The organism is Ruegeria sp. SAZD013 (assembly GCF_059612525.1).
The window spans coordinates 572,251-593,556 of record NZ_JBXWQT010000020.1; the positions used below are offsets into that span (position 1 = coordinate 572,251).

At 57.7% G+C, this 21,306-nt stretch carries 21 protein-coding genes; 10 read left to right on the plus strand and 11 right to left on the minus strand.

Annotated elements, in window-relative coordinates; genetic code table 11:
• Window positions 1-105 precede the first annotated feature (105 nt).
• Window positions 106-375: an usg protein gene (locus AC2FLU_RS09055; protein ID WP_267366492.1), complete on the minus strand. Its 270-nt coding sequence runs from the start codon at window positions 373-375 to the stop codon at window positions 106-108.
• 222 nt (window positions 376-597) lie between these two features.
• Here AC2FLU_RS09055 and gyrA point away from each other — a divergent pair, with 222 nt between their 5' ends.
• A complete protein-coding gene (gene gyrA, locus AC2FLU_RS09060; RefSeq protein WP_480553885.1) occupies window positions 598-3,288 on the plus strand; it encodes a DNA gyrase subunit A in 2,691 nt (896 codons plus the stop codon).
• Between the two features lie 42 nt (window positions 3,289-3,330).
• Here the strand turns inward: gyrA and yghX are convergent, their stop codons facing one another.
• The 4 genes from yghX to AC2FLU_RS09080 all read right to left on the minus strand — a co-directional run bounded on the left by yghX (window position 3,331) and on the right by AC2FLU_RS09080 (window position 7,713).
• Window positions 3,331-4,227 (minus strand): YghX family hydrolase, encoded by an 897-nt coding sequence (gene yghX, locus AC2FLU_RS09065; protein ID WP_480517197.1) that lies wholly within the window; start codon window positions 4,225-4,227, stop codon window positions 3,331-3,333.
• A gap of 63 nt (window positions 4,228-4,290) precedes the next feature.
• Complete coding sequence (locus AC2FLU_RS09070; protein WP_496808764.1) at window positions 4,291-5,760, minus strand: carboxypeptidase M32; 1,470 nt, start codon at window positions 5,758-5,760, stop codon at window positions 4,291-4,293.
• Between the two features lie 4 nt (window positions 5,761-5,764).
• Complete coding sequence (gene ctaA / locus AC2FLU_RS09075; RefSeq protein WP_496714346.1) at window positions 5,765-6,910, minus strand: heme A synthase; 1,146 nt, start codon at window positions 6,908-6,910, stop codon at window positions 5,765-5,767.
• A 59-nt stretch (window positions 6,911-6,969) separates the two neighbouring features.
• Entirely contained in the window at window positions 6,970-7,713 is a 744-nt protein-coding gene (locus AC2FLU_RS09080) for an RNA methyltransferase (protein ID WP_480473016.1), read from the minus strand.
• Between the two features lie 154 nt (window positions 7,714-7,867).
• On the opposite strand from AC2FLU_RS09080, the gene AC2FLU_RS09085 reads away from it, so the two are divergent.
• Window positions 7,868-8,488 (plus strand): thiamine phosphate synthase, encoded by a 621-nt coding sequence (locus AC2FLU_RS09085; RefSeq protein WP_480603486.1) that lies wholly within the window; start codon window positions 7,868-7,870, stop codon window positions 8,486-8,488.
• Here AC2FLU_RS09085 and AC2FLU_RS09090 read toward each other — a convergent pair.
• Entirely contained in the window at window positions 8,485-9,627 is a 1,143-nt protein-coding gene (locus AC2FLU_RS09090; RefSeq protein ID WP_496808763.1) for a HupE/UreJ family protein, read from the minus strand. The two genes, AC2FLU_RS09085 and AC2FLU_RS09090, sit on opposite strands and share 4 nt — an antisense overlap.
• Window positions 9,628-9,797: 170 nt before the next feature.
• Between AC2FLU_RS09090 and AC2FLU_RS09095 the strand changes: the two genes are divergently transcribed.
• From AC2FLU_RS09095 to AC2FLU_RS09105, 3 genes are all read left to right on the plus strand, one after another.
• Window positions 9,798-10,691, plus strand: a complete 894-nt coding sequence (locus AC2FLU_RS09095; protein ID WP_496714351.1) for a PfkB family carbohydrate kinase — start codon at window positions 9,798-9,800, stop codon at window positions 10,689-10,691.
• Window positions 10,688-11,599: a pseudouridine-5'-phosphate glycosidase gene (locus AC2FLU_RS09100; RefSeq protein ID WP_480603481.1), complete on the plus strand. Its 912-nt coding sequence runs from the start codon at window positions 10,688-10,690 to the stop codon at window positions 11,597-11,599. The genes AC2FLU_RS09095 and AC2FLU_RS09100 overlap by 4 nt, the downstream gene beginning before the upstream one ends.
• 65 nt (window positions 11,600-11,664) lie before the next feature.
• Window positions 11,665-12,345, plus strand: coding sequence for a DUF502 domain-containing protein (locus AC2FLU_RS09105; protein WP_480553649.1), 681 nt, complete (start codon window positions 11,665-11,667; stop codon window positions 12,343-12,345).
• Here AC2FLU_RS09105 and AC2FLU_RS09110 read toward each other — a convergent pair whose 3' ends face one another.
• The 3 genes from AC2FLU_RS09110 to AC2FLU_RS09120 all read right to left on the minus strand — a co-directional run bounded on the left by AC2FLU_RS09110 (window position 12,346) and on the right by AC2FLU_RS09120 (window position 14,571).
• The gene (locus AC2FLU_RS09110; RefSeq protein ID WP_496714353.1) at window positions 12,346-13,371 is read right to left on the minus strand and encodes a patatin-like phospholipase family protein; all 1,026 of its coding nucleotides are present in this window, start codon (window positions 13,369-13,371) and stop codon (window positions 12,346-12,348) included.
• A 64-nt stretch (window positions 13,372-13,435) separates the two neighbouring features.
• Window positions 13,436-14,209: a 3-hydroxybutyrate dehydrogenase gene (locus tag AC2FLU_RS09115; protein WP_496714354.1), complete on the minus strand. Its 774-nt coding sequence runs from the start codon at window positions 14,207-14,209 to the stop codon at window positions 13,436-13,438.
• Between the two features lie 137 nt (window positions 14,210-14,346).
• Window positions 14,347-14,571 (minus strand): hypothetical protein, encoded by a 225-nt coding sequence (locus tag AC2FLU_RS09120; protein ID WP_480493162.1) that lies wholly within the window; start codon window positions 14,569-14,571, stop codon window positions 14,347-14,349.
• Between AC2FLU_RS09120 and AC2FLU_RS09125 the strand changes: the two genes are divergently transcribed.
• A complete protein-coding gene (locus AC2FLU_RS09125) occupies window positions 14,510-16,327 on the plus strand; it encodes an extracellular solute-binding protein (RefSeq protein WP_496808762.1) in 1,818 nt (605 codons plus the stop codon). The genes AC2FLU_RS09120 and AC2FLU_RS09125 overlap by 62 nt on opposite strands.
• Window positions 16,328-16,415: 88 nt before the next feature.
• Here the strand turns inward: AC2FLU_RS09125 and AC2FLU_RS09130 are convergent, their stop codons facing one another.
• Window positions 16,416-16,556 carry a hypothetical protein gene (locus AC2FLU_RS09130; protein WP_496808761.1) on the minus strand — a complete coding sequence of 47 codons (141 nt, stop codon included), beginning with the start codon at window positions 16,554-16,556 and terminating at the stop codon, window positions 16,416-16,418.
• Window positions 16,557-16,880: 324 nt separating this feature from the next.
• On the opposite strand from AC2FLU_RS09130, the gene AC2FLU_RS09135 reads away from it, so the two are divergent.
• Window positions 16,881-17,120 (plus strand): hypothetical protein, encoded by a 240-nt coding sequence (locus AC2FLU_RS09135; protein WP_480473034.1) that lies wholly within the window; start codon window positions 16,881-16,883, stop codon window positions 17,118-17,120.
• Here the strand turns inward: AC2FLU_RS09135 and AC2FLU_RS09140 are convergent.
• On the minus strand, window positions 17,109-17,732 hold the full coding sequence (locus AC2FLU_RS09140; protein ID WP_209503779.1) for a helix-turn-helix domain-containing protein: 624 nt from the start codon (window positions 17,730-17,732) through the stop codon (window positions 17,109-17,111). The genes AC2FLU_RS09135 and AC2FLU_RS09140 overlap by 12 nt on opposite strands.
• A 65-nt stretch (window positions 17,733-17,797) precedes the next feature.
• On the opposite strand from AC2FLU_RS09140, the gene AC2FLU_RS09145 reads away from it, so the two are divergent.
• From AC2FLU_RS09145 to AC2FLU_RS09155, 3 genes are all read left to right on the plus strand, one after another.
• Complete coding sequence (locus AC2FLU_RS09145) at window positions 17,798-19,315, plus strand: class I adenylate-forming enzyme family protein (RefSeq protein ID WP_496808760.1); 1,518 nt, start codon at window positions 17,798-17,800, stop codon at window positions 19,313-19,315.
• On the plus strand, window positions 19,312-19,971 hold the full coding sequence (locus tag AC2FLU_RS09150) for a DsbA family oxidoreductase (protein ID WP_496808759.1): 660 nt from the start codon (window positions 19,312-19,314) through the stop codon (window positions 19,969-19,971). The genes AC2FLU_RS09145 and AC2FLU_RS09150 overlap by 4 nt, the downstream gene beginning before the upstream one ends.
• Before the next feature lie 76 nt (window positions 19,972-20,047).
• Entirely contained in the window at window positions 20,048-21,256 is a 1,209-nt protein-coding gene (locus tag AC2FLU_RS09155; protein ID WP_480517219.1) for a multidrug effflux MFS transporter, read from the plus strand.
• The last annotated feature ends 50 nt before the right edge of the window (window positions 21,257-21,306 follow it).

Below are 21,306 nucleotides of genomic sequence, written 5' to 3' on the forward strand. Positions count from 1 at the left end.
CAGGAATTCCTGATTTCGCTTCGGACGGATCATCAGACACGCGCCGACCATTTCGCTTCAATGATTGAAGAGCATGCACCAACGGAACTCGTACCTGCCTCTCGCTCAGTTCACACGAAACTCGCCCACCATGTTGCGCCACTCACCCGGTGCGATCATTTTGCGATGGGTGAATTTGACCGAATGCAGCGGGCCTTCGATTTCGCGCTGCCAGAAGTCGATGAATTTGAACAGTTTCGGATGATCCGGCGCAAGGTCGTAATCCTGCCAGATGAACGTGTTCAAGACGTGGATATAGTCGGGCATATGATAGAAAAACTCAGCCGTTGTCAGCCCGTACCCCTTGAGCATCAATTCGGTTTCGCTTGGGTTCATGCAGACCTCCTGCTTGATACAAGGTCCATTCAAGATACCACGAAAAACTTCTAATACTTATATAACAATATGTTACTTGAGTATTACCGCGGAAAATCCCCGTAAAGGCGCTGCTTGCTTGCACCTTATGTGCCGGGTCTGATAAGATACACCCACAAGATATAGACCCAGAACAAGACACGGGCAGTTTACGTGAGCGATACGCCAGAAATTCCTGAAAACATGGATGAAACCCCGCCCGAGCGCCCAGTCTACGACGGCCCGACGGTTTCCATCGAATCCGAAATGCGCACATCCTATCTGGACTATGCCATGTCGGTCATCGTTAGCCGCGCGATCCCTGATTTGCGCGACGGGCTGAAACCGGTGCACCGCCGCATTCTGTATGCGATGCACGAAACGGGGAACACGCACGACAAGTCGTACCGCAAATCGGCCCGTCCGGTGGGCGACGTGATGGGTAAGTACCACCCGCATGGTGACAGCGCGATCTATGACGCACTGGTGCGGATGGCGCAGGATTTCTCGATGTCGCTGCCGCTGCTGGACGGTCAGGGCAACTTTGGCTCGATGGACGGCGATAACCCGGCGGCTATGCGCTACACCGAAGTGCGGATGGACAAGCCCGCCGCTTCCCTGTTGGCTGATATCGAAAAAGAAACGGTCGATTTTCAGGATAACTATGACGGCAAGGACCGGGAACCGACGGTTCTGCCGGCCCGTTTCCCGAACATGCTGGTCAATGGCGCCGGTGGTATCGCCGTGGGGATGGCGACGAACATTCCGCCGCACAACCTTGGCGAAGTAGTCGATGCGACTCTGGCGCTGATCGACGATCCCGACCTTACATCAGAACAGCTGATCGAATACATCCCCGGTCCCGACTTTCCGACCGGTGGCCTGATGCTGGGGCGTTCCGGTGCGCGCAAGGCCTATCTGGAGGGCCGTGGCAGCGTCATTATCCGCGCCAAGACCCGAGTAGAAGAAATCCGCAAGGACCGCTATGCCATCGTTGTCGACGAGATTCCCTATCAGGTGAACAAGGCCGCGATGATTGAAAAGATCGCCGAGGCCGTGCGCGAGAAGCGGATCGAAGGCGTGGCCCATGTACAAGACGAATCCGACCGCAACGGTGTGCGCGTTGTGGTCGAGCTCAAACGTGACGCGACGCCCGAGGTGGTGCTGAACCAGCTCTATCGCTTTTCGCCGATGCAGACCTCCTTTGGCTGCAATATGCTGGCGCTGAATGGTGGCCGCCCAGAGCAGTTGACCCTGCGCCGGTTCCTTACCTCGTTCATCGACTTCCGTGAAGATGTCGTTGCCCGCCGCACCGCCTACGACCTGCGCAAGGCGCGCGAACGCAGCCACATCCTGTGTGGTCTGGCTGTGGCGGTGTCCAACGTCGATGAAGTGGTCGCAACGATCCGGTCGTCTGCGGACGCGGCGCAAGCGCGTGAAAAGCTGATGACCCGCCGCTGGCCTGCCTCCGAAATCGAAAGTTATCTGCGCCTGATCGACGATCCTCTGTCCAAGATGAATGACGATGGCACCTATAACCTGACCGAGGTGCAGGCCCGCGCCATTCTGGAGTTGCGCTTGCAGCGCCTGACCCAATTGGGCGTCAAAGAAGTCACGGACGAACTGGAAGAACTGGCAGCCAAGATCAAGGAATACCTTGATATTCTGTCCTCACGCGAACGGATCATGAGCATCATCGCTGATGAGCTGCGCAGCGTGCGTGAACAGTTCGCGGTCGACCGCCGCACTGAGATCGTCGACTGGTCGGGCGACATGGAAGACGAAGACCTGATCGAGCGCGAAGACATGGTCGTGACCATCACTTCGGGCGGCTATATCAAACGTACGCCGCTGGCAGATTTCCGCGCCCAGAAACGCGGTGGCAAGGGCCTTTCGGGGATGCAGACCAAGGAAGAGGATGTTGTTACCAACCTCTTCGTTGCAAACACCCATACACAACTGCTGTTCTTCACAACAGACGGGATGGTCTACAAGCTCAAGACCTGGCGCTTGCCCCAATCCGGGCGCACCGGCAAAGGTAAGGCCATCGTCAACATCCTTCCGATCCCAACCGGTGTTTCCATCGCCGCAATCATGCCCGTGGATGTACCCGACGAAGAATGGGAAAACCTCCAGATCGTCTTTGCCACCAGCGCAGGTGACGTGCGTCGTAACCGCTTGTCAGACTTCACCAATGTCCGGCGCAACGGCAAGATTGCGATGAAACTGCCCGACGGCGTCGAACTGGTGAATGCACGCATCTGTTCAGAAGACGAAGACGTGATGCTGGTCACCAATTCCGGCCGCGCGATCCGTTTCCGGACCACCGACGTGCGAGTCTTTAACTCACGCGAATCCACAGGTGTCCGGGGGATCAGGCTGACCAACGGTGACCGTGTCGTGTCGATGTCCGTGATCCGTCATTTCGAGGCGACCCCCGAAGATCGTGTGGCCTATCTCAAGATGCGGCGTGCAGTTGCAGGGCTTACCGAAGAAGACGCTGGTGACGAGGAGGAAGCCGCAGCAAGCAGCGATTTTAGCCAGGAAAAATATGCCGAGATGTCGGCGGCTGAAAACCTGATCCTGACCATCACCGCCGGTGGTGCTGGCAAGTTGAGTTCAAGCCACGACTACCCGGTGCGCGGACGTGGCGGCATGGGCGTAGCCGCGATGGACAAAGCGATGCGCGGTGGGGATTTGGTTGCATCCTTCCCGGTCGAGATCGACGATCAGATCATGCTGGCCACATCGAAAGGCCAATCTATCCGGGTGCCGGTCGATGGAATCTCGTTCCGCTCACGTTCCGCAGGTGGCGTGAAGGTATTCAATACCGGCAAGGGCGAAGAAGTCGTCAGCGTCGCGTGGATCGCCGATCAGGGCGACGAGGAAGAATGACAGTAACCCCGGGCACCGGTTCGACGATTCCCGGGGTTCAGTTCATGTCAGGTAGGCATTGAAAAAAGCGATGGTCCGGCTCCATGCCAGATTTGCCGCGGCTTCGTCATACCTGGGCGTCGTATCGTTGTGAAAACCGTGATTGACGTCCGGATAGAAGTGCACGCTGAATTTCTTTTGATTGGCTTTCAACGCCTCTGAATATGCAGGCCATCCAGCGTTGATACGCTCGTCCAGACCGGCATAGTGAATCATAAGAGGTGCTTCGATGGACGGAACATCTTCGGCTGGTGGTTGCCGACCGTAGAATGGCACCGAGGCCGCAAGGTCCGGATAGGCCACGGCCAAGGCGTTGCAAACACCTCCGCCATAGCAGAATCCGACAGCGCCAACCTTGCCTGTCGAAAGTTCGTGATCACGTAAGAACTCAAAAGCCGCAAAAAAATCCGCCATCAGTTTTTCCCGGTCCATCGAGCGCTGCATCTCGCGCCCTTCTTCATCAGTACCGGGATAGCCGCCAAGGGGGGACAACCCATCAGGTCCAAAAGCCAGGAAACCGGCCTTGGCCGCGCGGCGCACAACGTCCTCGATATAAGGGTTTAGACCCCGGTTCTCGTGCACGACCAGTACCGCAGGCAGTTTACCTTCGGCATTTGCCGGCATCGCCATCAGGCCGCTGGTTTCGCTATGCCCATCCGGGCTGTCATATGCGACCACCATGGTTTGGATCGCGGGATCGTCCGGGGCCACCTGTTGCGCCCAGGCGTAATTAGGTTGCAACTGGTCCAGAATCATTGCGCCTGTCACTCCAGCAGCCGTGTATTTACCGGCTTTTGAGATGAACTCACGCTTGGACATCGTGCCGTGCACATATCCGTCGAATATCTCGAGGATACGCGGATCAAAATCACTGGCTTTCTTGCGGGCTTTTCCGGTCATCGTTGCCTCCCAGGCGATGGTATCGGTGCACCGATTCTAACGCTTGGGAGGCAATTCGGAAACTCACAAATCGTAGAGCGCGCCGAACTTGGCCTCAAGATAGCTTAGCAATGGGTCCGGTCCGGGTTCAACACCGCTGGCACGGGCAATCACCTCGCGCGGTGCATAAAGGCCGCCATGCTGCTGCACATGCTCACGCAACCAGCCGGTCGCGCCGGACGTGTCGCCTCGGGCCAGTTGCGCGTCAAGATCGGGTTCAGAGACGCGCAAGGCCTGATAGAGGCACCCAGCATAGACATTGCCCAGCGAGTAGGTCGGGAAGTAACCGAACAGCCCAACCGACCAGTGCACATCCTGCAAACAACCGTTCGAGGGCTTGTCGACCGCATAACCGAAATCTGCCTTGAACCGATCATTCCAGGCGGCCTCCAGATCGCCGACCTGCAAGTCTCCGGCCATCAGCGCGCGTTCCAGATCAAACCGCAGCATGATGTGCAGATTGTATTGGACCTCATCCGCCTCGGTGCGGATATAGCCGTTATGGACGCGGTTGACCGTCGCATAAAACGCGTCCGGATCGGCAATGCCGAAATCGCCGAACGCCTCTTTCATTTGTTCGAACAACCATCCGGTAAAGGCCCGCGACCGACCCAACTGGTTTTCGTAGATCCGGCTTTGGCTTTCATGCACGCCCATCGACACGCCAGACCCGAGCGGTGTCAGGAGGTATTTCTCGTCGATCCCCTGTTCATAGGCGGCGTGGCCCACCTCGTGAATGGTGGAATAGAAACAGTTGAACGGGTCTGTTTCGCTGGTTCGCGTGGTGATGCGGACGTCAAGACCGCTGCCGGAACTGAATGGGTGAACCGCCTTGTCCACGCGGCCATTGTTCAGGTCATAGCCAAAGGCGACCGCCAGTTTTTGTGTCAGACGCATCTGGGTCTGCTCATCAAAACTGCGGTTCAGGGCAGCGGGCTCGGGCCGCTCCAGCACGGCGGCACGCAGGGCTACCAGTCGTGGGCGCATCTGGTCGAAGATATCCGCGATCTGGGCGCTGGTCGTGTAAGGTTCGTAATCTCCGGCCATGGCGTCGTATACGTCGCCCCCTTGCGCCAGCGCCTCGCCTTCCTGTCGTTTCAGCGACACGACCTCTTCCAGAACCGGAAGAAAGGCCGAGACATCTTCGTCTGCGCGCGCCTGCGCCCACTTTCCCTGTGCAGCGGACGTCACACGGGCAATCGCCGTCGCCAGATCGGCAGGCACCTTCACCGCGCGATCATATGCGCGCCGGATTTCACGCATCTGCGCCTTGCCGACCTCATCCTGAGGTGCGGCCTGATCCAGCCATTCGGCAACACGAGGATCGGAACGGCGCGCGTGCAGGACAGATTCGATAGCTGCCATTTCTTCGGCACGCTGAGGCGCTGCGCCGCGCGGCATGACGGTTTCCTGATCCCAGCCAAGCCGACCGGCGATCTGGCCCAAAGCCGAAGTTTCCCGCTGAAAGGTCATCAGTTCATTGAAAGCGGTCATAGTTTTAAACTCCGCGCACAGATGTTGCGATTGGATAAGCCGTGAGGAACCGCGCGCGCAGGATCAGCGTCCAGACGATAACGGCCATAAACTGGTGGAAGATAGCGATCTGCCATGGCGCGCCATAAACCACGGTCACGATGCCGACGACGACCTGTAACGTAAGCGCGGCGAAAGCAGCGTTAAAGGCAAAACGTGTCTGCGGATGCGCGCTGCCGCCACCACGTCGCCAGACGACGACGGCAAAGATGAACAGCAGATACCCCGCACAGCGATGGATGAACTGTACCAGACCGGGGCTTTCAAAGAAATTTCGCCACATCGGTTCCAACATAGTCGCATCCGGGGGCAGCACGTGCCCCCCCATCAGCGGCCAGTCGGTGTAAGACCGCCCGGCGTCGATCCCGGCGACAAGCGCGCCAATGAGTATTTGTAAAAAGGCGAAATGCATCAGCCCTGTGGACAATGAAAACAGCCTGACCTCTTTGGCCCGGCGCGCCTGCATCAGATCACGTTCTTCCCGGCCGAGTTCAAAGATGTACCAGGCTAGGGCTCCCAGGATCACAAAGGCCAGCCCCAAGTGTATTGCCAGACGGTAACTTGCAACAGCCGTCATGCCTTCACCCTGGGTGACGCCCGAGGCCACCATCCACCAACCAACAGCGCCCTGCAGACCGCCAAGAAGACCCGGAACGATCAGCTTTCCGGTCCACCCTGTCGGGATCTTGCGGGCTGTTAGGAAGATTAGAAATCCAACGGCCCAGACCAGACCGATCATGCGACCCAACTGACGATGGCCCCATTCCCACCAATAGATGGATTTGAAGTCACCCAACTCCATCCACTGGTTCTGGATGCGCCATTGGTCAATCTGCTTGTACTTGTCGAACTCTGCCTGCCAGTCCGCCTCGGTCATCGGCGGCAAAGCTCCGGTGATCGGACGCCATTCGGTGATCGAGAGGCCGCTGTCGGTCAGGCGCGTCAGGCCGCCAACCGCGATCATCACAACGACCAGAGCAAACAGGATCATCAGCCAGATGCGGATCGCATTGCGAGCGCCGCCGCGCCCCCGGTCGATCATACCGGGTTGAACCGCCTGTTGTTTTTCGGTGTTCGTGACCTCTTCGAAGATGCTGCGCTTACCGCTCATGCTGTCCTCATGTCCTGATTTCGTCGCAAGCTAGGGCTTGGGTGAAGATAGGTCCAGCCTCAGCCTTTATCCTTCCAGCGGACCATCTGCCGCATGATCCCGTGCAACATCTGCACATCGGCCCGCGTCATTCGCATCCGCGACCACAGGTTGCGCAGGTTAACCTTCATCCCTTCGGCCTTTTCGGGAGGGTAGAAGAACCCCGCCTCCTCCAGCCTGTCCTCGTAGTGCTCGACAAGTTTTTCGACTTCGATCCCCGTGGCCCAGTCGCCTTTGCCCAGGTCGGTCGACTCATGCACTACATCCCCGGTCTGGCGCATCCACTCATAGGCGGTCAGCAATACGCATTGACCAAGGTTCAGCGAGGCATATTCCGGGTTCACCGGCACCGAGATGATCGCGTTGGCCTTGGCGATGTCTTCATTCTCTAGCCCCGCGCGTTCAGGGCCGAACAGAACTGTAACCTTCTCGCCCGCAGCGATCTTTTCGGCGGCAATCCTCATTGCGTGTTCGGGGCTGTAGACAGGTTTGGTCAAGCCCCGCTGACGAGCTGTTGTGGCGAAGACAAACGTGCTGTCGGCCAGCGATCCGGCCAGATCATCAAACAACTGCGCCTCATCCAGCAAGCGCCCTGCACCGCTGGACATTGCCACCGCTTTGGGGTTCGGCCAGCCGTCACGGGGGGCTACAATACGCATCCGGTCCAGCCCAAAGTTCCACATCGCCCGCGCAGCAGCGCCGATGTTTTCACCCATCTGCGGGCGCACAAGAACGAAGGAAGGCTGGGGTTTGTCGCTGGGCATGGCTCACCTTAAGAAAACTTGGCCTGCTGTAATTGGCAGGCTCTTGCAGGGCAAGGCGCAAGGGCGTTATTTGCAGGCTCTTGACCATAAAAGTTTGCTTCCCAGCCGCAATCCGCTAAACCGCGCCAAAGACTGAAAGCCGAAGGACGCGCCCATGGACACCCCCGAGCAGCCGCAGATTTACCTGATCACGCCTCCGACTATCGAGTTGAGCACGTTCACGAACAAGCTGGCGACTGTGCTGGACGGGGTCGAGATTGCCTGTGTCCGCCTCGCGTTGGCCGGAAGTGACGAAGATACCATCGCTCGCGCGGCCGACGCTTGCCGTGAAATCGCCCACGCGCGCGACGTGGCCATCGTAATCTCGAACCATGTATTGCTGGCGCAGCGTCTGGGGCTGGACGGGGTGCATTTGGATGATGCTGCACGCTCGGTCCGCACCGCGCGCAAGGAACTGGGCGCTGATGCAATCGTCGGAAGCTTTTGCGGCGCGTCGAGCCATGATGGTATGACTGCTGGCGAAAACGGAGCGGATTATGTGGCCTTCGGTCCTGTCGGCTCGGCCAAACTGAGGGACGGAACCCGCGCCGAAAAGGACCTGTTCCAATGGTGGTCCGAGATGATTGAGGTTCCGGTTGTGGCCGAAGGTGGGCTGACACCCGAACTGATCCGCGACCTGGCCCCCTGCACTGATTTCTTTGGCATTGGCGATGAGATCTGGGGCAGTGACGATCCGCTGGCGGCGCTGAAAACGCTGCTGGCGGCGTTGCTTTAACCCAGCACCCAAGGCTCGACAATCCAAAAGACACCGGCACCTGCAATCAGCATCGAGGCCAGAACCGATATCCGGCCTCGGGTTCGGTGCGAGCCGCCAGAAAACAAAAGCGACAGAGCAAGCCCAGCAAGGGCCACAACAACAAGCGGCAGAATACTCCCGGCGCCAAAGCCCAGGATGGCCGGGGGCAAATGATCTGGTGGCACCCCGATCCCGATCAGGTTCGAGGCAATTACCAGACCTTGAAAACCGCCAATGGCGAGAACCGCCAACAAACGCCAGACCTGCAATCGCCGGGCAACCAGGTTCCACAGCGCCAGAACGATGGTCGAAGCAACCAGAACAGGGGCCTCGCTCACTTTTCCTGCATCCAATACGCCATACAATCCCAGCCCAAGCCCGATCAGGGCGCCCGCTGACAGGAACATCAGTTGAGATACCACCGGGCGCAATTTCAAAGACAGAAACACTAGCGCCAAAACAAGAATGGATGGCTTAATTGGGTTTCGGAGAAACTGATCGACCCCTTTTGTGAAATATGTCTGCAATGTTTGTTGCGTTGTCAGAGACGCCCCGCCTTGTAAGGGGATCAGCGGGCTGGCTTCACTGGCAGCCAAATACCCGGTGTATGGCGCCGCGACATTTTGCTGTCGCAGAACGATTGGTCCGCTTTCTGACGGCCAGGTCAGACGCAGGTTTGACGCCTGATCGGGCAAAGGAGCAGTCAGCAACAGTTTGGAAACCCGCACTTTCTCCGTATCTCCCACAACAGGGATACGCACGCCTTCATAAGACAAACTCAATCGCTCTGGTGCCTCCACGACAAGATTTTGTTTCCAGAGATGAACGAACTCTTTGATCTGGGGTTCCAGCTCAGACGAAACCATTCGCCGCAAGGATTTGTAGTTTGGATCGTTGGAAAACGCAGCGGGCTGCGCGGGATTGTTCCCGGTCAACATGGCCTCGGCATTCCATTTCAACTCGAGAAACAGAGTGTTGGACTTGATCCAGAAATCAACAACGGTCGGCGGGGCGGATTGCGCCCTGCCCGATCCGGGATATAAAGTTGCAAGAACAAAAAAACTCAGGGCACAGGTTTTGAGGGTTCGAAAGATGGCGCGGAAAGCAGGGCCATTCATACGAAAAGCTCCAACAGGAAAATCAAATCACCAATCATTGCTTTCGATTGTTCCCGCGAAGGCCGCAGATCGCAAGCCCAAAGGGTATATCGGACCTGTGGATCGTAAATCTCTGATTGCGGTAACGTTCTGACTTGCATGGGCATCACCGCTGCGGCATGACGTCCTTTATGACTCAGAACAGTAATATCCTGTGTATCGGCTCGGTCCTGTGGGACGTGATCGGACGATCAGCCAGTGCCATGCGGCATGGCTCGGACGTGCCCGGCCGGATTACTCGCCTGCCGGGTGGTGTTGCGATGAACATAGCCATGACGCTGGTGCGTTTTGGTATGACGCCCACCCTGCTGACGGCCATCGGTCGTGACCCCGAGGGCGACGAACTGATTCATGCCTGCTCCCGCCTCGGCATGATCACGGATCACATCTATCGCTCGCAGGACCTGCCAACCGACCGGTATATGGCCGTCGAAGGTGCCAACGGGTTGATCGCGGCCATTGCCGACGCGCATTCGCTGGAAGCCGCTGGAGCAAAGATCCTGCGTCCGCTGATGCACGGCCCGCTTGGTCATGAAAACATGCCCTTTGAGGGCCCCATTGCACTTGACGGAAACCTGACCCTGAACCTGCTGGAAGAAATCGCCCAAAGTCCTGCTTTCGCCCGTGCCGATCTGCGTGTTGCCCCGGCCTCGCCCGGTAAAGCAGAGCGCCTATTGCCCTTCCTGAAACATGCCCGCGCCACGCTTTATGTGAACCTCGAAGAGGCAGGAATATTGTGCCAGCGCGAATTCACCGATTCTGAATCTGCCGCAAAAGGCCTTCTGGATCGTGGCGCGCTACGCGTGCTGGTCACAGATGGCGGCAACTCGGCCACGGTCGGTAGTTCAGACGAAATTCTGACCCAAACACCCCCCTCCGTTCTGGTCACCCGTGTGACCGGTGCCGGGGATACCTTCATGGCGGCTCATATCGCCTCAGAATCCGGCGGCGCATCAAGTGACGAGGCTCTAACCCGCGCTCTGCATGCCGCAGCAACCTACGTTTCCGGAGAAACCCCACTGTGATCGACATCCAATATTCTGCCGCGGTCCGCGCCGCCAAGGACGCGGGCCATCCCATCGTTGCGCTGGAAAGCACCATCATCACCCACGGCATGCCCTACCCGCAAAACGTCGAAGTTGCGGCTCAGGTCGAACAGGACATCCGCGATGCGGGGGCGGTTCCGGCGACCATGGCGGTGATTGAAGGCAAACTGCATGTGGGGCTCGAGCCGGACCAGTTGCAGTGGCTGGGTCAGGCGCAAGGCGTTGCCAAAATCTCGCGCGCGGATATGGCGGCCTGCATCTCGACCGGCGGCACCGGAGCCACAACCGTCGCCGCCACTATGATCGCCGCGCATTACGCCGGGATCGAGGTGTTTGCTACAGGCGGCATCGGTGGCGTGCATCAGGGCGCCGAAACCACGTTCGACATCTCGGCTGATCTGCACGAACTTGGCCATACACCGGTCACCGTCGTCGCAGCCGGAGCCAAGGCTATCCTTGATCTGGCCAAAACCCTTGAGGTTCTGGAAACGCTGGGGGTTCCAGTCATCGCCCATGGTCAGGATGCGTTTCCTGCCTTCTGGTCTGCAAAGTCACCCTATGCTGCCCCCCTGCGCATGGACACTCCAGAAGCTATCGCCAAGGCCCATGCAACCCGTCGCGCATTGGGCCTGCCTGGCGGGCAGCTGGTGGCCAACCCGATCCCGATCGCGGATCAGATCCCTGCCGAAATACTGGCCCCCATCATCGCCGAGGCACAGGCTGATGCTGATGCGCATCGGATTACCGGAAAAGATGTGACGCCCTATCTGCTGCAACGTATCTTTGAAAAGACCGAAGGCCGTTCGCTGACTGCCAACATTGCCCTTGTGCGCAACAATGCGCGCCTCGCGGCGGCGATTGCACGGGCACTGGTAGAACAGGGATAACGCAAGCCTATTGTGCCAAGGCTACCGATTGACTACCTAAATCCCGATAACCACTCGGATCCAAGATGAATACACCGTTCGACGAAGAACCGCTTCATCGCCGCCCCGGCATGCTGGCACGGCTGCGCGCGTCGTTCCTGACGGGGCTGGTTGTCATTGCGCCGGTCTGGCTGACGGTCTGGCTGATCTGGTCGGTAGTCGGTTGGATCGACAGTGCGGTCCTGCCACTGGTTCCTCATCAATTCCAACCGGAACGTTACGTCGGTATCAACCTGCGCGGCGTGGGCGTCGTGATCTTCCTGATCTTTACCGTTATCGTAGGGTGGATCGCAAAAGGAATTCTGGGCCGGTCCCTGATCCTGTTCGCTGAAAGCGTGGTAGATCGGATGCCGGTCGTCCGCTCGATCTATTCCGGGATCAAACAGATCTCGGAAACCGTATTTGCCCAAACCGAACGCTCTTTTGAAAAGGCATGCCTGATCCAGTATCCCCGCCGCGGGATCTGGGCCATTGGATTCGTCTCGACAACCGCCAAAGGCGAAATCAGCAAACGCGCGGAAACTGGAGGAGAGCTGCTCAGCGTTTTTGTCCCGACTACACCTAACCCGACCTCGGGCTTTTTGCTGTTTTTCCCGATGGAAGACGTAATTATGCTGGACATGACAATAGAGGATGCCGCGAAACTGGTGATTTCGGCCGGGCTCGTTTATCCCAACGAAAAAGACCCCACGCAACCGCCCGAGTGATTAACCGAACATAGCTGGCAGATCGACAGTACTGGTCTGACCCAGATCACTCTTATGCTTGGCCAGAAAACGATCCGCCGCTACCCGCCCCGCCTGTTTCAGCTTGTGCAAAATAACCGGGTTGGGCACGGTTTTAGTGGCAACAGACAGGCTGCTCATCAACTCGTTATCGGCAATCATATGCACCAGAACGCGGCTCATGTCCCCGGCCTTCAGCTTGCCCTCTTTCAGAAGCCGTTGAACAAAGCTGATTGCCCGCAATTCGCGAAACAGGGATGAATTGAAGCTGATCTCGTTTATCCGGTTCTGGATCTGCTGCGGTGTGACCGGCACCGCGTCGCGCTCCAACGGGTTGATATTCACGATCACCACATCATCCGGCAGATCATTGTTGAACAGCGGATAGAGCGCCGGATTACCAGTATAACCGCCATCCCAATAGGCCTCGATCCGGTCTGTCTTTGGATCAAATATCTCGACAGCCTTGAACAGGGTCGGCAGGCAGGCCGAAGCCAAAATGGCATCTGTCGAGACTTCCTCCCCGGTAAACACGCGAATCTTGCCGCTTCTCACACAGGTGGCGCACACAAACAGGCGGGGTCCCGCATCGGCGCAAACTTCCGCAAAATTGAACCTGTCCACCACCGGCTCCAGCGGATTGCTGTAGAATGGACCATAAGCATAAGGCGACACCATCCGCGACCAGGCATCACCGAAGGAAAACGGCACCGAATATTCCATCGCCTGCGCGATTACAGCCGGTTCCAACCCGCGAAACCAATTGGCGATACGCATGTCACCAATCGCGCCCATACGCCTCCAAAGCCCATCCAGTTGCGCGCGCGCACCCTCACGTCCTGAATGAACCATCCCCGATTTGAACGCCGCACCGTTCAACGCACCGGCGGATGTTCCAGTGATCGCAGCAACCTCGATGTCTTCCTCATCCAGCAGCCGGTCAAGCACACCCCAGGTGAATGCCCCATGCGCACCGCCGCCCTGCAAAGCCAGATTGATCCGTATCACCGCCCTCACCCTTCATCTTTTCAGAAATACTCCGGGGGTTTGGGGGCAGCGCCCCCAAGGCCAATCACAAGGCGGTCCAGCCGCCATCGACAGAAATCGTGGTTCCCGTGATCTGCGCCGCCGCGTCCGAGCACAGGAAAATGGTTGTCCCGCCCAGTTGCTCAACGGTGGCGAATTCCTTGGAAGGTTGCCGTTCAAGAAGCACGTTTTTCACGACCTCCTCGCGGCTCATATTGTATTCTTTCATCGTGTTCGGGATCTGGGCCTCGACCAGAGGCGTCAGCACATAGCCCGGGCAAATGGCGTTGCAGGTGATCGGTTCTTGCGCCGTTTCCAAGGCAACGGTCTTGGTCATCCCCACCACCCCGTGCTTGGCGGCAACATAGGCCGCCTTGAACGGCGACGCCGTCAAACCATGCGCCGAGGCGATATTCACGATACGACCCCATCCCGCTTTGCGCATCATCGGCAGTGCGGCCGCGGTCGTGTGAAAGGCCGAGTTCATGTTGATCGCAATAATCGCATCCCATTTATCCACCGGGAACTGATCGATCGGGGACACAAACTGAATGCCCGCGTTGTTCACAAGTATGTCGCAAGATCCGGCCTGCTCAATCAGCGCGCGGCACTCATCGCCTCTTGACATGTCCGCCTTGATGTAACGCGCGTTGGTTCCGGTCTCTTTGGCAATCTCAGCAGCCAACGCGTGATCTTCGTCACGGTCCGTAAAGGAATTAAGGACGACATCTGCTCCGGCCTTCGCCAGCTCGCGCGCGACCCCCAGACCGATGCCAGAATTAGACCCAGTGATGATTGCTGTTTTGCCGGAAAGGCTCATGACCGTTCTCCCTGATGCGATGATTTGGTGCACAATGCCATGCTGCACCTGCAAAGAAAACGGGGAAACACACTGGTCTGAAATCCCAGCCTGACACTTCTCAAGCAGCCAAAAAAAACGCCCGCACGAAGCGGGCGTTAAGTTATTGAGGCAGGTTTCATACAGGCAAGAAACCTATCGAGCAGTGCATCCTTTATAAGCAATTCCACGCCTTCGTCCAAGCTAAAAGTTTGATAATATGAAAAATCATCACTACGGTGAATCCCAACAAAATAAGGCCAGAGCAGGATTGTTTCCAAAATGAGCCCGGATTTTCTCCGACCGTTTCGACCACTTGCGGCGGGAATCGCCAGCATTTTCATGATCTCGTCCGCCCATGCAGAATCGTCTCATGGCATAGCTATGTATGGAGACCCGGCCCTACCACCGGATTTTGTGTCCCTACCCTATGCCAACCCCGATGCGCCCAAAGGCGGCAAAGTCGTTTTCGGAAATACTGGCGGCTATAACAGCCTGAACCCGTTTTTGCAAAAAGGCACCTCGCCCTGGCAATTGCCATTTTGGACCCATGAAAGCCTGATGGGGCGATCCTGGGACGAACCTTTCACACTTTACGGGCTGTTAGCCGAATCAGTTGAGACGGCTCCCGACCGGTCATGGGTTGAATTTACCCTGCGGGAAGAGGCCCGGTTTTCCGACGGCAGCCCGGTCACGATTGACGACGTGATTTGGTCATATGAGACGCTCGGCACTCAGGGGCATCTGCGCTATCGCGGTTTTTGGGACAAAATCGACAGGATCGAACAGACCGGCCCACGTTCGGTTCGGATTACTTTCAACGTGCCGGATCGCGAACTTGCCCTGCTCGCAGGGATGCGTCCGATCCTGCAAAAGGCGCAGTGGCAGGACAAGGATTTTGCCGACGCCGCCTTGCACGATGTCCCAATCGGCACCGGCCCCTATGTGATCGATAGCTACGAGGCGGGGCGCTATGTGAACCTTCGTCGCAACCCTGAATATTGGGGGCAGGATATCCCGTTCCGTCGCGGTACCATGAATCTGGATGAAATGCGGATCGAGTTCTACGGCGACGGCAGCGTTCTGTTCGAGGCCTTCAAAGCTGGTGAGCTGTCAGCGGTGCGTGAGTTCAACGGCGACAAATGGGACACGCAATACAGCTTCCCCGCCGTTCAGCGCGGTGATGTCATCAAGACCGAGATACCGCATGGCAAACCGTCAGGCATGACCGGGTTCGTGATGAACACCCGCAAAGCCCCGTTTAACGACTGGCGCGTTCGCGAGGCCCTGACGCTGGCCTTCAATTTCGAATTCATCAACGACACGATCACTGGTGGGGCGCAGCCAAGGATTACGTCCTACTTCTCGGGCTCAGATCTGGCCATGCAGCCCGGACCGGCCCAAGGGCAGGTAAAAGCCCTGCTGGAACCCTTTGCCTCGGATCTGATCCCCGGCACGCTGGAAGGGTATGAACTGCCGAAGGGCGACGGTTCAGCCCGCAACCGCGCAAATATTCGCAAAGCCACCAAACTGCTGACCGAAGCGGGCTGGACCGTTCAGGACGGGGTCCTGCGCAACACGAATGGTGACCCGTTCAAAATGACGGTCTTGCTACAGCAGGGGGATAGCGAGATGGCGTCGGTGGTCGAGATTTATTCCCGCGCTCTGGAACGGCTTGGCATTCAGGTCATGACGGAACAGGTCGACAACGCGCAGTATGTCGGGCGCACCGGGGAACTGGATTTTGATGTTACGCCCTTCCGGCGTGCTCTTTCACTGTCTCCCGGCAATGAACAGCGTTTGTATTGGGGAAGCGAGAACGCGGACACACCCGGCACACGCAACCTGATGGGCGTGGCCTCGCCCGCTGTTGATGCGATGATTGACGCCATGCTTGCCTCGGAAACACGTGAAGATTTCACCGCGGCAACCCGCGCGCTTGACCGGGTTCTGACGGCCGGTCGCTATGTCATCCCGATCTGGAGTTTTGATGTCGGGCGGATTGCCCACATACGCGAGCTCAGGTTCCCCGACACTGTGCCAATCTATGGCGATGGACCGCAATACATGCCGGAAGTGTGGTGGTACGTCGCCGGGTAGTCACATGAACATCAGGGCAGCCGGGTTTTGTACAACACCGGCTGTTCACCGCGGAGTGTTGGCGGACCCCTTGAAATACGCGATTCCTTTACGCTTCCTGCACGATTGGCCCCGGAAAACTACGCCTGTCGGCGGAATTCAGCACATGGCCATCACACTCAGGGATACGTTTGGCGACGACAAATCGCAGCACCACATGCAGGCCATATCGGACGCCGGATGATCCCATGAGACGGGCCTTCGGCCTGCTTTGGCCAACACTAAAAGCTACATTGAATCGAAATATTTAGACGTAGCCCAAAGATCGAGATCGCCTTTACAATCTGCTCGCCGGGATTTCCCGGTGCCGCAACAAACAGGTCTCCTGATCCGTAGGTACTTTGAATAATTTCAAGCCCGCCGCCCTGTTGCGGCAGCTATTGCAGAGGCACAATCTTGTAAAAGGAATGCAGTGACATGCTGCGACATTTTGTCATGTCTTCCCTTACGGCACCCATTACGTACCCTAAGGAGGGGAGAGCAGTCCTAATCGCTACATAAGGAAAGCTCATACATGATGAACTGGACGGATTTGACACAAGACTGGAATGCGGCCTACGCACGTGCAAAGCGGCGTTTTCCGAATTTGCGTGACCAAGACATGATGCGCGTATCACAAGATCGTAAAGGGTTCGAAGCCTATCTGGCCGAGCGTCACCAGTTAACCATGAACGAAGCTCATGAAGAGGTCGAAGACTTCCTGTTCACCGAAGGCCTGAACAGAGAATTCTGCCGCGCGTCGCTAAGCAAGTGATGTGACCCAAAGGATTGTCGCGTCTTCGTCACTGACGGAGATTACGTTATGGCCCATGCTGCCATCGTAATAGGCGCTGTCACCCCTGCGCATTTCGACCGGCTCATAAAACTCGGTATAGAGCCGGACAACACCGGTCAGAACATACATGAACTCTTCGCCATCGTGGCGCACCCAGCCGTCGAATTCATCCATGGACCGCGCCCGAACCCGCGCGCGGTAGGGCAGCATGTGCTTCTTGGTCAGGGTTTCGGCCAGCAACTCATGCTCGTAGGTCGTTGTCGCGTGAGCCGCCCCTTCGCCCATCCGGGTAATCGCCATCCGTCCGATGACCTGATCCCGCTGTGGCGGTGTGAAAAGCTGAGGAACCGAGATTTCCAACCCAACCGCAAGCTTTTTGAGCGCGTCATAGGTAGGTGACATCTGCCCGTTCTCAATCTTGCTGAGGGTCGAACGGGCCAAACCGGCCTGACTGGCGGCCTGCTCCAGCGTCCATTTCCGCGCTTTTCGCAATTCGCGCACGCGCGCGCCAAGGTCCAGCGGTTCAACTTCGGTGTGATCGCCGGAATCGCGGGCAATTCGGATCAGGGATTTGGGATCTTGGGTGCTCATGCCATTCTCTATAGGCTTGGCCAGCCGCGCTTGCAACGCGCCAGACACCGCGTTAGCCAATGGCCATGTTTTCTGTCTTCGATCAAGGGCCGCCCGCGCCCTGCCCTGCACCCTTCAATCTGGCGGCGCACGTCCTTGGCCGCGCGGATCAGGTCCCTGATAAAGTGGCTTTGTCGGTATTAATGCCCCACGGCGCGCTGGACTGGACCTATCGCGACCTGCAATCCGCCGTACTGGGCACTGGCGCAGGATTGCTGCAAGCAGGTCTGACACCCGGCGAAATCGTTCTGATGCGGCTCGGCAATACGGTGGATTTCCCGATTGCCTATCTGGGCGCGATTTCAGTGGGTATCATTCCGGTGCCCACATCGTCGCAACTGACGGAACCCGAAACCGCCAGAATGATCGACGATCTGTCCCCAGCCGCGGTTCTTCGTGATCCCGCTGTCTCATGCGTGCCTCATCCCAGACAGATCGAGTTGGATGAACTGAAGGCTATGCACCATTTGCCCCCTGCCAGCTTTGAACTGGGCGACCCCGAGCGTATGGCATATGTAGTCTACACCTCGGGAACGTCGGGCAGTCCGCGTGCCGTGGCCCACGCGCATCGGGCAATCTGGGCGCGGCAGATGATGGTCGATGGCTGGTATGGTCTGCGCGCGTCCGATCGGCTGTGTCACGCCGGAGCGTTCAACTGGACCTATACACTTGGCACCGGGTTGATGGACCCGTGGACCATCGGCGCAACCGCCTTGATCCCGGAACCGGGCACGGACATCACCGCCCTGCCTGCTCTGCTCCACCAGCATCGTGCAACCATCTTTGCGGCGGCACCAGGGGTCTTTCGCAAATTGGTGCAAGAGTATGAGCAAATCAGCTTACCTGACCTGCGCCACGGTTTATGCGCTGGGGAAAAGCTTTCGCGCGCTCTGCACGAGAAATGGCTAAGCGCCACCGGTACGGAACTGTTCGAAGCCTACGGCATGTCCGAATGCTCGACTTTCATATCCTCAAGCCCGGCCCACCCCGCGCGCGGCGACGCATTGGGGCACCCGCAACCGGGTCGTCGCGTGGCCATTCTGGGCCCGGACGGCCCGGTGCCGCAGGGGCAAGAAGGTACCATCGCCATTCATCGGTCTGATCCCGGATTGATGCTGACCTACCTCAACGCACCCGATGAAGTTGAATCCCGGATGCAGGGCGAATGGTTCCTGACCGGAGATCAGGGGGCAATGGCAGTGGACGGCCAGGTCAGTTATCTGGGCAGGGACGACGACATGATGAATGCCGGTGGCTACCGCGTGTCCCCGGTCGAGGTCGAAGCCGCCCTGTCCCGTTTTCCCGGTATCACGCAGGTCGGTGCAGCTACGGTCGAGGTCAAACCGGACACATTTGTGATAGCAGCCTTCTATACCGGCCCGGAAAAGCTGGACGATGCGGCCTTGCGCGCTTATGTCGAGGCAAACTTGGCACGTTATAAACAACCACGCGCCTTCATCCACCTGTCTGCGCTACCAACCGGCGGCAATGGCAAACTCCTGCGCCGGGCGTTGCCGGCCTATTTCGAGGCACCAGCCACATGACCCAGACTGTCAAGCTCGACATCCTGTCCGATCCGATCTGTCCGTGGTGCTATATCGGTAAAACGCATCTCGACAAAGCACTGGCCAATGTTCCGGACCACCCTTTTGTCATCGAATGGCACCCCTTTCAGCTGAACCCTGATATGCCGGAAAATGGAATGGACCGGCGCGAGTATCTGGAGCGTAAATTTGGCGGCAAAGATGGTGCCTTGCGTGCTTATGCGCCGGTGGTTGAACATGCTGAAAGCGCCGGTCTGAAGATTGACTTTGAAGGCATGAAACGCACACCTAATACACTGGATGCACATCGCCTGATCCATTGGGCGGGGATCGAAGGCAAACAGAATGCCGTTGTGGATGCGCTGTTCGATGCCTATTTTGTTCAGGCCCGAGACATCGGCGACCCCGAAGTCCTGTCCGACATCGCAGACAGTGCCGGAATGGACGCTGCGGTGGTCATGAAGCTGTTGAAATCCGACGCCGACCGCGAGGATATTCGCAACCGTGATACTCATTCTCGCGAAATGGGCGTCAGTTCGGTCCCGACCTATATTGTTGCCAATCAACATGCCGTTCCGGGTGCTCAACCACCTGAAATGTGGGAGAAAGTGATCGCCGAAATCATGTCTCAACTTGAGGCTTCCCCCGCAGAATAGCACAGAGGTCTGTGCGAATTTCCAGTCTGGCCTAACCTGACTCACCATGATAGCGCGAACAGGTTAGGAGTGCTTCATGGCCAACCGCATGTCGAAGGCGGAATTCATTGCGCTGATCGCAATGATGTTCGCCACTATCGCGTTTTCGATCGATTCAATGCTGCCTGCCCTGCCCGAAATCGGCGCGCAGCTCAGCCCCGATGATGTCAATCGCGCCCAACTGATTCTGACGTCCTTCGTTCTGGGAATGGGTATCGGTACATTCTTTACCGGCCCGCTATCGGATGCGCTGGGACGCAAGCCGGTGATCTTTTGCGGCGCGCTATTGTACATTGCGGCTTCGGCTGTTGCCTGGGCCAGTTCTTCGCTGGAACTGGTGCTGATTGCGCGCGTTGTACAGGGGCTGGGCGCTGCTGGACCACGTGTGGTGGCAATGGCCATCATCCGTGACCTGTATTCAGGCCGGGAAATGGCGCGCATCATCTCAATCGCTATGATGATCTTCACTTTGGTACCAGCAGCGGCCCCGATGCTGGGCGCTGGTGTTATCGCCCTCTTCGGCTGGCGCGGGATATTCATGTCCTTTATCCTGTTCGCGCTGGTCGTCCTTTTTTGGGTGAGTACACGACTGCCCGAGTCCCTGGCCGTCGAGAACCGCCGCCCCTTTCGCCTGCCCCTGATGATTGCGGCCGTGAACGAAATGTTTGCCCATCCCACCGTGCGCTTGTCTATCTTCGTGCAGACCTTGTGCATGGGGACCTTGTTCACCATGCTGACTATGGTGCAACCGGTCTATGATGTGATCCATGATCGGGCCGACAGCTTTCCCTTCTGGTTCGGATTTGTCGCCCTGATGTCAGGTTCGGCCAGCCTTTTGAACGCAGCTTTGGTGGTGCGCGTCGGGATGCGCCGGATGGTCACATTCGCCTTCGGCGCGCAGATAGCCATCACGTCTGTCGTCATCATCCTGAACATGGCGAACCTTTCGCCCGATATGTCATTTGCCCTGTTTGTCTTCTGGCAGACGATGGTCTTTTTCATGGCTGGTGTAACCATCGGCAATCTGAATGCCATTGCCATGGAGCCCATGGGCCACATCGCAGGCATGGCCGCTTCAGTTGTCGGGTCGATCTCAACAGTAATGGCTGCAGCAATCGCCGCGCCGATCGGGCTTCTGTTCAACGGATCCATCGCGCCGTTGACAATTGGCATTCTGAGTATGTGCGTGCTGTCGTTTGGCCTGATGATCCACATGGGTCGCATCGAAGAACGGCTGCCAGCCTGACCTGTGAATCTCGGGTGAAACACGCTATCCTACCCCGAACTTAGGGGGAG